Below are 12,227 nucleotides of genomic sequence, written 5' to 3' on the forward strand. Positions count from 1 at the left end.
TATCGCCCCTGCAGATCGCCTGGCGGATATCAGCTGACGCATCATGCATCGCCCAGATACGTCTTTATGGTGTCGATGAATTTGGGAACGGAGATGGGCTTGGAAACATAGGCCTCGCATCCACCCTGGCGGATGCGCTCCTCGTCACCCTTCATGGCGAAAGCGGTCACGGCAATCACCGGAATGACATGCAATTCGTCGTCTTCTTTCAACCACTTGGTCACTTCAAGTCCGGAGACCTCCGGCAGTTGAATGTCCATCAGGATCAGGTCTGGACGATGCTTGCGCGCAAGCTCCAGCGCCTCCATGCCGTTGCGGGTCTGGATCGTGGTGTATCCGGTTGCTTCGATAAGGTCTCGAAAGAGCTTCATGTTCAGCTCGTTGTCTTCGACTATCATAACCTGCTTGGGCATTGGCATCCCTTATCCGCATTCCGGCTTGCGTCACCTTGACTTGCATATAAGGTGCCGCTGCGCCAGTTTCACCTTGGCCAGATCGCAACTCTAAGGCTATTTGGTTGAAAAACAGGTAATATTCGCAGGAAAATCGCCAGAGGCGTAGAAGGATGCATAACGTGAAATCTGCCGATGACGTCGCGATCACGATTCTGGGCTGGCTTGCCAGCGAGCCGGACCTGCTCGACCGCTTCATGGCCCTGAGCGGGACGGACCCGTCATCTCTGCGCAGCGCTGCAAGATACCCCGGATTTCTCGCCGGCGTCGTCGATTTTCTGATGCAGCACGAGCCGACTTTGCTTGCCTTCTGCCAGGCAACGGACACAAAGCCTGAAGACGTCGTTTCCGCGCATATGAGCCTTTCCGGCCCCGTTGACTATTGAGCCCGTGACAAACCTTCCCGATTTCGCCCACATAAAGCTGACGGGGCGCCCGCTGATCATCTGCGATATCGACGAGGTCGTTCTTGAGTTCGTGACGCCGCTCGGCCGTTTCCTGGTGTCGGAGGGTTACAATCTCATCCCCCGCTCCTTCGCCCTGACGGGAAACATCATCTCGAATGCCACCGGGGAAGCGGCAACCGAGCAGGACGTCAAATCGCTGTTGGATCGTTTCTTCACCGCACAAGAGGCCTGGCAGGTTCCCGCTCCAAATGCGGTGAGCACGCTTGCCGCACTCTCCCGCGACGCGGATCTCGTTTTCCTGACGGCGATGCCCGCGAGGCACGCTGCCGTCCGCCGCGTCCTGCTTGATCGCCACGATCTGATTTATCCGTTGCTCGCGACCGAAGGCCCCAAGGGGGCCGTCATCAAGGCACTGCGTGAGAGCATGCCTGTGCCCTGCGCCTTCATAGACGACATCGCCCGCAATCTGCTCTCCGTACGTGAGCATGTGCCCGAATGCCTCTTGATCAACCTGATGGTCAATGACGATTTTCGCGCCATGGCGCCGGCGCCCGGTCCGGGCATCTATCGAGCGGCAAACTGGGACGATGTCGCGGCGCTTGTCAGCGCGCACCTGTTTGGCAAGTCAGAAAAATGGCCATGACACAGAAGGCACGGGATCGGCGATCAAAGACGTTTCGATCGCCTTCATTTTGCGTTAGGGTGCAGCCGTTCAACCTTTGTTCCGCGCCATGGCAGACGATCCCCTATCCGATTTCGGCTTTTGCCGTGACTGTCTGACCGACCAGTCAACGGAAGTGCGCCGCTGCAGGGCCTGCGGCAGTCCGCGCCTCCTGCGCCACCCCGAGCTTCACCGGCTGACGCTCGCCCATATCGATTGCGATGCCTTCTATGCGTCGGTCGAGAAGCGCGATAATCCCGATCTGGTCGACAAGCCTGTCATCATCGGCGGCGGCAAACGAGGGGTCGTATCGACGGCCTGTTATATTGCCCGCGTGCATGGCGTTCGGTCTGCCATGCCGATGTTCAAGGCCCTCGAAGCCTGCCCGGACGCAATTGTCATCAAGCCGAATATGGAGAAATACGTTGCCGTCGGACGGCAGGTCCGGTCGATGATGCAGGAGCTGACGCCTCTGGTGCAGCCGCTTTCCATTGATGAAGCCTTTCTGGAACTGAAAGGCACGGAACGGCTGCATCACGCCTCCGCCGCCCTCACCCTCGCGCGTTTTGCGCGCCGCGTGGAGGCCGAGATCGGAATCAGCGTGTCCGTGGGCCTGTCCTATTGCAAGTTTCTCGCCAAGGTCGCTTCGGATCTGCAGAAGCCGCGCGGATTCTCTGTCATCGGTGAGGCGGAAGCGCTCGATTTCCTGCGGGAAAAACCGGTGACGCTGATCTGGGGCGTCGGCAAGGCATTTGCCGCGACCCTGGAGCGTGACGGCATCCGCACCGTCGGCCAACTTCAGACCATGGAGGAAGGCGACCTGATGCGGCGCTACGGCACGATGGGACAACGCCTGTTCCGCCTGTCGCGCGGGCGGGACGAGCGGCAGGTCGAAACCAACGGCGAAGCAAAAAGCGTTTCTTCCGAAACCACGTTCAACGACGATCTTTGCGATTATGACGATCTTGTCGTGCACCTTCGCCGCCTCAGCGAGAAAGTGAGTGCACGACTGCGGAAATCGCAGATCGCCGGGCAGACGGTCGTGTTGAAGTTGAAGACAGCCGATTTCAAGCTGCGCACGCGCAACCGACGGCTGGACAGCCCGACCCAACTCGCCGACCGCATTTTTCACACCAGCATGCAACTTCTGGACCGGGAAACGGACGGCACGAAATTCCGGCTCATCGGCATCGGCGTCAACGATCTCGGCGATCCGTCGCTGGCCGACCCGCCCGACCTCGTCGATCGCAATGCAGGCCGACGCGCCGCAGCCGAAGCCGCCATGAACCAGCTGCGCGACAAGTTCGGCAAATCCAGCGTCGAAACCGGCTATACCTTCGGAAAGGGCCGCCGCGAACATTGACGCCGGCGCGATCCAAACCGTTGGCAAAACTTCCTTAAATCCCTTCCGCTACGGTAGCTTCTCCTCCGGGAGCCGCCGCATGTGTCGCGACAAAGCCCGGATAACGAACTCCGGATGTCGTCATGGTTCAGCGTATCGCATTTCGGTCCAGACTTTTTTACCTGACCCTCATTGCCGCCACGGCTCTGGGCAGCGCCTCCCTGCTCGCTGCCGAAGACCGACCGCTTCAGGTCATCGTCTCTAAGCAGCAGCAGTCCCTCGTCGTCTATGATGGCGACACGGTGATCGCCACGTCCCACGTCTCGACGGGAAAGAAGGGTCATGCGACCCCGACCGGCATCTTCTCCATTCTGCAGAAGGCGCGTCACCACCGCTCGAACATCTACTCGAACGCGCCGATGCCCTTCATGCAGCGCCTTACATGGTCCGGCATCGCGCTGCATGCCTCCGGTCATGTTCCCGCCTATCCGGCGTCGCACGGCTGCGTGCGCATGCCGAACGATTTCGCAAAGAGCCTGTTCGGCATGACGTCCATGGGCATGCATGTGCTGATTTCCGAACAGCAGGTCACGCCGGCTTCGATCGAACATGCCTTTCTCTTTCGCCCACGCCCGCCCTCGCCCCCGCTTCTCTCCGATGTGGAGCTTCGCCCGACCGTGTCGCACCTCCCGTCACAGTCGGCTTCCGTCGAAGTGGCTATGCAGGAACAGCCCAACCCGCAACGGATGGAGATGCCGGAGGGATCGCCGATCCGGATGCTGATCACCTGGCGCGGCCAGCGCGAGACGACGATGGATGTGCAGCGCCTCCTCAGCGAACTTGGCTTCAACCCGGGCATAGCGGACGGCTTTGCCGGGTCGCAGACCCTCGACGCGATCCGGGCGTTTCAGGAAAGCGAAGGCTTGAAGGTCGATCCAAGGATCACGGCGGACCTGGTGGCCTTGCTTTACCGAAAAACCGGTAAAGGCACCCCCGCCAACGGGCAGATCATGATCCGGCGCGATTTCCTGCCGGTTTTCGAAGCGCCGATCACGATCGCCGATCCGCAGAGGGCGCTCGGCACGCATTTCATGCAGTTTCTCGCCGTTGATGACAAAGACGACAAGGCAACCGAAAAAGGCGGCGAATGGTATGCGACCACGCTCGACAACACATTGCCCAAGGCGATGAAAACGCGCCTCGGCATTACCGAGGACGCCGATCCGCTGGTTTACAACGCCGCGGCCTTGACGCTCGCACGCCTCAGCCTGGATCCGGAAACCCGCGAGCGCATCGAATTGATGCTCGTCGATGGCTCGTCGCTGACCGTCAGCGACAACGGCCTGGGACCGGAAACCGGCAAAGGCACCGACTTCATCACAATCACCCACGCCGCCTCGAAGGGTTGAGGTCGCCGTCCTGAAACCTACACTAGCTCGACATCCAGAACGCCCGGCGTGCTGCGCATGGCAGCAGCGATTTCGGCGGAGATGCGGTAGCGTTCGTTGAGTTCGACCTCGATTTCCCGCTGGCCGTTGTCCTTGATGACGATGAAGGACACGAGGCCATCCCCCTTTGTGTTCAGATGGCTTGCCACCGAACGAAGCGGGCCGCTGTCGCGCACGTAGACGCGCAAGGCCTTCTGCATCTGCAGGGATCGCTCCTCCAGAGACTGCAGCGTCTGGATCCGCAGGCCGATGCCTTCCGGTCGTTCTTCCGCCTGCACGGTCATGACGAGCGATTTGCCTGGCTCAAGAAGATCGCGATACTGGTTCAGCGCCTCGGAGAAAAGAACGGCCTCGAACTGGCCGGACGAATCCGAGAAGGCGATGATGCCCATCTTGTTGCCGGTGCGGGTCTTGCGCTCCTGCTTGGAGGTAACGGTTCCGGCAAGACGCCCGGCAGTCGCGCCCTTCTTCACCGAGCCGGAAAAATCCCCGAAGGTCTGAACACGCATCTTCGTAAGCAGCTCGCCATAGGTGTCGAGCGGATGAGCCGAGAGATAAAAACCGAGCACCTGGAACTCCCGGTGCAGCTTCTCCGAGGCCAGCCAGGGCGCGTAGGCCGGCAGGCCAAGCTTCTCCGGTCCGGTTGCGGCACCCGCCCCGAACATATCGCTCTGGCCGCTGACCTTGTTTTCCTGTGCACGCTGCGCAAGCCCGAGAATGCGGTCCAGTCCGCCCACCAGTTCCGCGCGATCGTGGCCGAAACAATCGAACGCGCCGGCGCAGATCAGGCTTTCGAAGACGCGCCGGTTGAGCAGTTTGGGATCGATGCGCAGGCAGAAGTCCTCAAGGCTTTCGAAAGCCTTGTCTCCACGCATCTGGACAATGTGATCGACGGCCGCTTCCCCGACGCCCTTGATCGCGGCAAGCGAGTAGAAAATGCAATTGTCACCCGTCTCGAACCGTCGGAAGGACGTCTGCACGGATGGCGGAATGATTTTGATGCCGAGCCGGGCCGCGTCCTGGCGAAAGTCGTTGACCTTGTCGGTGTTCGACATATCGAGCGTCATCGACGCGGCAAGGAACTCGACAGGATAGTGCGCCTTCAGATAGGCAGTCTGGTAGGAGACGATGGCATAGGCGGCGGCATGGCTCTTGTTGAAGCCGTAGTTGGCGAATTTCGCCAGCAGGTCGAAGATCATGTCGGCCTGCGGTTTCGAGACGCCGTTCTTCACCGCACCGTCGACAAAGCGGGCGCGCTGCTTGTCCATCTCCTCCTTGATCTTCTTGCCCATCGCGCGGCGCAGAAGATCGGCCTCTCCGAGCGAATAGCCGGAGAGAACCTGGGCGATCTGCATTACCTGTTCCTGATAGACGATAACGCCCTGCGTTTCCTTGAGCAGGTAATCGATCATCGGATGGATCGACTCGATCTCCTCCTCGCCGTGTTTGCGGGCGTTGTAGACCGGGATATTCTCCATCGGTCCCGGACGGTAGAGCGCGACAAGCGCAATGATGTCCTCGATGCAGTCCGGGCGCATGCCAATGAGCGCCTTGCGCATGCCGGCACTTTCCACCTGAAACACGCCCACGGTCTCGCCGTTCGAGAGCATTTCGTAGGTGCGGGCATCATCCAGCGGCAGCGATTCGAGCGAAACGGAGATGTTGCGCTTGGCGATGAAGTCAACGGCGGTCTTCAGGACAGTCAGGGTTTTAAGGCCGAGGAAGTCGAACTTCACTAGTCCGGCCTGCTCCACCCATTTCATGTTGAACTGGGTGACGGGCATATCGGAGCGCGGATCACGATACATCGGTACCAGCTGCGACAACGGCCGGTCGCCGATGACAATGCCGGCGGCGTGCGTCGAGGCGTGACGGTAAAGGCCTTCGATCTTCTGGGCGATGTCGAGCAGCCGGCCGATGACCGGTTCCTTCTCGACCTCTTCCTGGAAGCGCGGCTCTTCTTCGATCGCCTTCGACAGCGGCGTCGGGTTGGCGGGGTTGTTCGGCACGAGCTTGCAGATCTTGTCGACCTGGCCATAGGGCATCTCGAGCACGCGCCCGACGTCGCGCAAGGCGGCACGCGCCTGCAGCGAGCCGAAGGTAATGATCTGCGCCACCTGCTCGCGACCATACTTGCCCTGAACGTAGCGGATCACCTCTTCGCGCCTGTCCTGGCAGAAGTCGATGTCGAAGTCCGGCATCGAGACACGTTCCGGATTGAGGAAGCGCTCGAACAGCAACGAGAAACGCAACGGATCGACATCGGTAATCGTCAGGGCGTAAGCAACCAGAGAGCCCGCACCCGAACCGCGGCCGGGGCCGACCGGAATGTCGTGCTGCTTGGCCCATTTGATGAAGTCGGCAACGATCAGGAAGTAACCGGGGAACTTCATCCGCTCGATGACGCCCAGCTCGAAGTCGAGGCGTTCGCGATAATCGTTTTCGCTATAGCCGGCAGAAAGCCCGAGCGTCTTCATGCGCGCCTCAAGACCCTCCTGGGCCTGACGTCGCAACTCCTGCGCCTCGGCGCGTTCGGCCTCCAGCGGATCGTCGGATGCGCCGGTGAAGCGTGGTAGGATCGGCCCGCGGGTCTTCAGCACAAACGAACAGCGGCGGGCGATCTCGACCGAATTTTCCAGCGCCTCCGGCAGATCCCTGAACAGCGCCGCCATATCCTTGCGGCTCTTCAGATAGTGATCCGGCGTCAGGCGAAAGCGGCTGTCATCGGAGACCATGGCGTTGTGGGCCACAGCCATCAGGGCGTCATGGGCGTCGTATTCTTCCGGCGTCGGGAAAAACGGCTCGTTGGTGGCAACCAGCGGCAAATCGAGTTTATAGGCCAGATCGATGATCCGGCCTTCATGGCGTCGATCGTACCGTCCGTGGCGCTGAAGCTCGACATACAGCCGATCGCCGAAAATCGCGGCAAGAGCCTTCAGGCGCGCTTCGGCGAGCCCGAAGTGACCGGATCGGACCGCCATGTCGATCGGCCCACTGGAGGCACCCGTCAGGGCAATCAATCCTTCCGCACCACTGTCGCGCAACCAGGACAGCGATATCCGAACCGCCTGCCCGCCTTCGCCATCGAGATAGGCGCGGCTGACGAGATCGACGAGATTGACATAGCCGCGATCCGTCGCCGCGATCAGCACGATCGACGGCAGCTTCGCCAGATGTTGGGCGTGCCCCCGTTTTTCGCCCTCGGCTTCGTCCTCCATGTCAATGGAGAGCTGGCAGCCGATCAGCGGCTGGAGCCCCTCATCCGTGGATTTCAGGGAAAACTCGAGTGCGGCAAAGAGATTGTTCGTATCGGCTATTCCGATCGCCGGCTGACCATCGGCCACGGCCTTGCTGATGATCTTCTTGAGCGGTAGCGCGCCTTCGAGCAACGAATAGGCGGAATGGACCCGAAGATGCACGAAGAGAGGATCACCCCCCTCGCCAGCTGCAACCTGCTGATCGATTTTTTCTACATCCGCCATCGTTCGCCCCGATTCCAGTCAGGGGCAAACGATATCCCCCTTCGGGCGGCTGATGTCCACTTTTCATCATCGGTGATCGAAACTTTCGGGGATAAGCCTGCTTTTCCACAGCCAGCCCCGAAGACGGGCAGTGGATTACATTCCCATGACGAGAATGGAAAAGCTGGCAATGAACATCATCATCGAGGTGAAGGCAGCGAGATCGCGAAGAAAATCGGTCATTTCGTTTCTCCTTTTCCGTTATGTTTTTATTTTGTTCTATATTTGTTCACTCGTCAAGCGCTTACAGCCGATAAGACGTGCCGCCGTCGCCGATGGTGAATGATATCTTACCGCGCAGGAAAACGAAGCCGCAGGAGGAACAGACCGCGACGGCGTAGGTCGTTCATAAATCGTTAACCACGACATGCCAGATTATCTGACAGTAAGGCTGACTACGGATGAACTAGCGGCTCTTGCCTTAAATCGAGCGCTGGACGCGGCGCATTTGAAAAGGTCGACAACGCAGAAGCGCTGTCGACCTTTTCAATTTCAGTCGGCGATTCAGGCTTGGCGCGCGAGCGCGGGCGGCATTTCCAATTCCGTCCGGTTTGCCCTGACGACGCGGTTGCGGCCGCTTTTCTTCGCTTCATAGAGCGCCTTGTCGGCCAACTGAAGAATCATGTCGATCGGTTCGCGTGCATTGCGCATGGCGCAGACACCGAAACTCGCCGTCAGGCGAACATCTTCAGGCAGTCCCGAGAAGGTATGCGAAGAAAAGTTGCCGCGAACCGCCTGCGCGAAGAGGTAGCCCGTGGCATCGCCCGATGACGGAAGAAAGACCGCGAACTCTTCGCCACCCAGCCGCGCGCAGATCGCGTCGGAGGGCGCATGTTCCATCAAGGTCTGGGCAAGCGTGACGATCACCTGATCGGCGGAGAAGTGCCCATAGGTATCGTTGACCGCCTTAAAGTGATCGAGATCCACCAGAATCACGCTGTGCGGAAACGCTGCAATCGGCCGTGCTAGGACACGGTTGACCCGCTCGAAGAAGCCGCGGCGATTGAGCAGCCCCGACAGGGGATCGATTTCGGAACGGCTTTTCGCATCGTCCATGATTTCCGTGACGATGACCGCAAGCAGGGTCAGCCCCGTCGAGACGACCAGAATTGCCCCGAGACTCTGGGAAACCAGCGCATAGACGCTGGAAAGATAAGCCTGGGCATCCGGCCCGGCGGTCATGACAGCGAAGTAGGACTTGCTGGCGAAATGAAGCCCGGTCAGCACCAGCAATGCCATCAGCAGCCTGTCGCCGGCACCCTTGCGACCCGAGCGGTAGACCGCAAGCGCCGACATCATTTCCACCGCGAAGAACGGGAGCTGATAGCCGAGCGAATGGCCCCAGCTGTTGCGCGGCAGGTCGTAGATCATAAGATTGACGGCAAAGGAAACGCCAAACAGCAGCAGTCCGGCCCCAGAACTGACCGGCATCGCGTAAAGACAGCCTATCCCGACACGAATGAGGTAGACACCGAAAAGCAACGAGGCGAATGCACCGAAGGACCAGAGCCTGTCGAAATCCGCAAAACGGATGAGAAGCTCGAAAATGGCGGCAAGGGAAGCTGTCGCGAATGCGACAGCAAACCAGCGTCCGGCGGCGGGTACGCGGCTGCGTCCCGAGATCGCCAGGAAGAACACGCAGAAGAGCTGCGCGATCAGGAAATTGACGATCAGAAGAAATAACGCGCCGCTCATAAATTCGTCCGTCGCCAGCGCTGTCAGCGCCTTTCCTTTGTGCGCAAGCCCGCCTCTGCGGGCACAATGCCGGACAGATTAGCGGTTCAGGGCAAAGGAAGCGTTAACTGCCTTTTATCGCGATAGGTTTCAGGTCAGAGTCTCTGCATGACGCCCCGGCTTGACCAGCACGCCGCCCGTCACCGGAACGGCGACCGATGTCGTGCCCGGAAACGTCAACGGCAGTCCGCGCTCGGACCGAACGGCAAGATAGGCCCATGCCTCGGCTTCCATCGCATCGCCATCGAACCCGATATCCTCCGCAGACACGACCTGCGCGCCGTCTCTTCCGGCAAGGTCCGCAAGATCGGCCATGATGGTGCCATTGTGCCGTCCGCCACCGGAGATGACATATCTCTTCGGCCTTTCCGGCAGGTGCGACGCGGATTTGAGGATTGCCGCGGCGGTCACGAAGGCGAGCGTGCGGGCACCATCCTCAAGGTTGGCTTCGGACGACGCCGGGGCCACAAAATCGTTTCGATCCAGGGAGCGACGTCGATTGGCCGAGAAAAACGAGTGACCGAGATAGCGATCAGCCAGGGGAGACAGCACCTTGCCGCGGCTGGCGATCTCGCCGCCCGCATCGAAGGCGCTCCCGGTATGGCGCTCGACCCACTGATCGATCAGCGTGTTGCCGGGGCCGCTGTCAAAGGCGACGAGCTCTGCATCGGCGCCGATAAAGGTCAGGTTCGAGATGCCGCCTATATTGACGAAGACCGTGGCCGGCCCATCTCCCAGACTTCGTGCGAGCGCCGCGTGATAGACGGGGATGAGCGGCGCGCCCTGCCCCCCGTGGAGCATGTCGTTGGCCCTCATATCGTAGACGACGGGAATGCCGGTCAGGTCCGCCAGCAGTTGACCGTCACCGAGCTGAACGGTCAGCGCCTGATCCGGTCGATGCAGCACCGTCTGCCCATGGAAACCGATGACGTCGATGGCATCGGCCTCAAGCCCTTGGCGATGGAGAAAATCGCTGACCGCGACGGCGTGGCGAAGGGTCAGGTTTCGCTCGACCGCGAAGAGGTCGCCAGGCCGGTCCGTTCGCGCCGCGATGTTGCGGGCTTCAACGAGCGCCTGTTTCAGCCTCTCACGAAAATGCCCGTCATAGGCCAACCCTATGGAAGGCCCGCGCTCGACCACGCTCTCGCCGTCCGTGCGCAGGAGCGCGACGTCTATCCCGTCCAGGCTGGTGCCGCTCATGAGGCCGATTGCTGTTCGTAACGCGGTCATTCTTCGTCGACTTCCTTCGCCTTCGCCGGTTCGGCAGTTTGACGGCTGCAAACAGGTGCATCTTTGCGAAAAGAGTGGTAAACGCGCCGCCGTGATCCAACAAGAGCGCATTCTCCGCTCTCCCCCAACACGCCACCGAGAGAGACGATCTCATGTCCGAGTACAAGTCCGATTTCCTGCGCACGCTGAAAGAGCGCGGTTTCATTCACCAGACGTCCGATGACGCCGGTCTTGATGCCCTCTTCGCCAAGGAAACCGTGACGGCCTATATCGGCTTCGATCCGACCGCGCCGAGCCTCCACGCCGGCGGTCTGATCCAGATCATGATGCTGCACTGGCTGCAGGCGACCGGCCACCGGCCGATCTCGCTGATGGGCGGCGGCACCGGCATGGTGGGCGATCCTTCCTTCAAGGACGAGGCGCGCCAGCTGATGACGCCGGAAACGATCCAGTCCAACATCGACAGCATCAAGACCGTGTTTTCGAACTACCTGACCTACGGCGACGGTCCGAAGGACGCGCTGATGATCAACAATGCCGACTGGCTGCTCGGCATAAACTATCTCGAGTTCCTGCGCGATGTCGGCCGCCATTTCTCGGTCAACCGCATGCTCGCCTTCGACAGCGTCAAGACGCGCCTCGACCGCGAGCAGTCGCTGTCCTTCCTGGAATTCAACTACATGATCCTCCAGGCCTACGACTTCGTCGAACTTTACCAGCGCACCGGCTGCCGCCTGCAGATGGGCGGCTCGGACCAGTGGGGCAACATCATCAACGGCATCGACCTCGGCCACCGCATGGGCACGCCGCAGCTCTACGCGCTGACGTCGCCGCTTCTGACGACCGCGTCCGGGGCAAAGATGGGCAAATCCGTGAACGGCGCCGTCTGGCTCAATCCGAGCATGCTGTCGGCCTATGATTTCTGGCAGTATTGGCGCAACACGGAAGACGCCGATGTCTCGCGTTTCCTGAAGCTTTACACGACGCTGCCAATGGACGAGATCGCCCGGCTTTCGGCACTCGGCGGCTCGGAAATCAACGAGGTAAAGAAAATCCTCGCCACGGAAATCACGGCGATGCTGCATGGACGCGATGCGGCCGAACAGGCCGCGGAGACGGCCCGCAAGACATTCGAGGAAGGCGCGATCGCCGAAAACCTGCCGACGATCGACGTTTCTACAGCCGAACTCGGCGAAGGCATCGGCCTTCTGTCTTTGATCGTGCGTGCCGGTTTCGCCGCATCGAACGGCGAGGCGCGGCGTCATGTTCAGGGCGGCGCTGTCCGGATCAACGACAACGCCGTTTCCGACGACCGGCTCCTCATCGGTGCCGGCGACTTAACCGCCGATGGCGTGATCAAGCTTTCCGTCGGCAAGAAGAAGCACGCCCTGGTGCGCCCGGCTTGAGCCCTTCAACGTAAGCAGTTATGCCC

At 60.5% G+C, this 12,227-nt stretch carries 10 protein-coding genes; 6 read left to right on the plus strand and 4 right to left on the minus strand.

Features of this window, described 5'->3' with window-relative positions:
• Window positions 1–41 precede the first annotated feature (41 nt).
• Window positions 42–413 (minus strand): response regulator, encoded by a 372-nt coding sequence (locus tag BLX89_RS03140; RefSeq protein ID WP_056326449.1) that lies wholly within the window; start codon window positions 411–413, stop codon window positions 42–44.
• Between the two features lie 161 nt (window positions 414–574).
• Here BLX89_RS03140 and BLX89_RS03145 point away from each other — a divergent pair, with 161 nt between their 5' ends.
• From BLX89_RS03145 to BLX89_RS03160, 4 genes are all read left to right on the plus strand, one after another.
• Window positions 575–838 (plus strand): DUF3572 domain-containing protein, encoded by a 264-nt coding sequence (locus tag BLX89_RS03145; protein ID WP_075289265.1) that lies wholly within the window; start codon window positions 575–577, stop codon window positions 836–838.
• A gap of 4 nt (window positions 839–842) precedes the next feature.
• Entirely contained in the window at window positions 843–1,502 is a 660-nt protein-coding gene (locus tag BLX89_RS03150; protein ID WP_075289147.1) for a hypothetical protein, read from the plus strand.
• Window positions 1,503–1,590: 88 nt separating this feature from the next.
• The gene (locus BLX89_RS03155) at window positions 1,591–2,883 is read left to right on the plus strand and encodes a DNA polymerase IV (protein WP_075289148.1); all 1,293 of its coding nucleotides are present in this window, start codon (window positions 1,591–1,593) and stop codon (window positions 2,881–2,883) included.
• Window positions 2,884–3,005: 122 nt separating this feature from the next.
• Window positions 3,006–4,271 carry a L,D-transpeptidase family protein gene (locus BLX89_RS03160; RefSeq protein ID WP_143523444.1) on the plus strand — a complete coding sequence of 422 codons (1,266 nt, stop codon included), beginning with the start codon at window positions 3,006–3,008 and terminating at the stop codon, window positions 4,269–4,271.
• A gap of 17 nt (window positions 4,272–4,288) precedes the next feature.
• Here the strand turns inward: BLX89_RS03160 and dnaE are convergent, their stop codons facing one another.
• Window positions 4,289–7,792, minus strand: a complete 3,504-nt coding sequence (dnaE, locus tag BLX89_RS03165) for a DNA polymerase III subunit alpha (protein ID WP_075289149.1) — start codon at window positions 7,790–7,792, stop codon at window positions 4,289–4,291.
• 169 nt (window positions 7,793–7,961) lie between these two features.
• Here dnaE and BLX89_RS24580 point away from each other — a divergent pair, with 169 nt between their 5' ends.
• Entirely contained in the window at window positions 7,962–8,117 is a 156-nt protein-coding gene (locus BLX89_RS24580) for a hypothetical protein (RefSeq protein WP_158025932.1), read from the plus strand.
• A 218-nt stretch (window positions 8,118–8,335) separates the two neighbouring features.
• On the opposite strand, the gene BLX89_RS03170 is transcribed toward BLX89_RS24580, so the two are convergent.
• Both BLX89_RS03170 and BLX89_RS03175 read right to left on the minus strand, forming a co-directional pair.
• Window positions 8,336–9,526, minus strand: a complete 1,191-nt coding sequence (locus BLX89_RS03170; RefSeq protein ID WP_075289150.1) for a GGDEF domain-containing protein — start codon at window positions 9,524–9,526, stop codon at window positions 8,336–8,338.
• Between the two features lie 129 nt (window positions 9,527–9,655).
• Window positions 9,656–10,795 carry an anhydro-N-acetylmuramic acid kinase gene (locus BLX89_RS03175; protein WP_075289151.1) on the minus strand — a complete coding sequence of 380 codons (1,140 nt, stop codon included), beginning with the start codon at window positions 10,793–10,795 and terminating at the stop codon, window positions 9,656–9,658.
• A 152-nt stretch (window positions 10,796–10,947) separates the two neighbouring features.
• Here BLX89_RS03175 and tyrS point away from each other — a divergent pair, with 152 nt between their 5' ends.
• Window positions 10,948–12,201: a tyrosine--tRNA ligase gene (tyrS, locus tag BLX89_RS03180; protein WP_075289152.1), complete on the plus strand. Its 1,254-nt coding sequence runs from the start codon at window positions 10,948–10,950 to the stop codon at window positions 12,199–12,201.
• Window positions 12,202–12,227 lie beyond the last annotated feature (26 nt).

Origin of the sequence: Pararhizobium arenae (genome assembly GCF_001931685.1) — a bacterium.
Taxonomy (GTDB): domain Bacteria; phylum Pseudomonadota; class Alphaproteobacteria; order Rhizobiales; family Rhizobiaceae; genus Pararhizobium; species Pararhizobium arenae.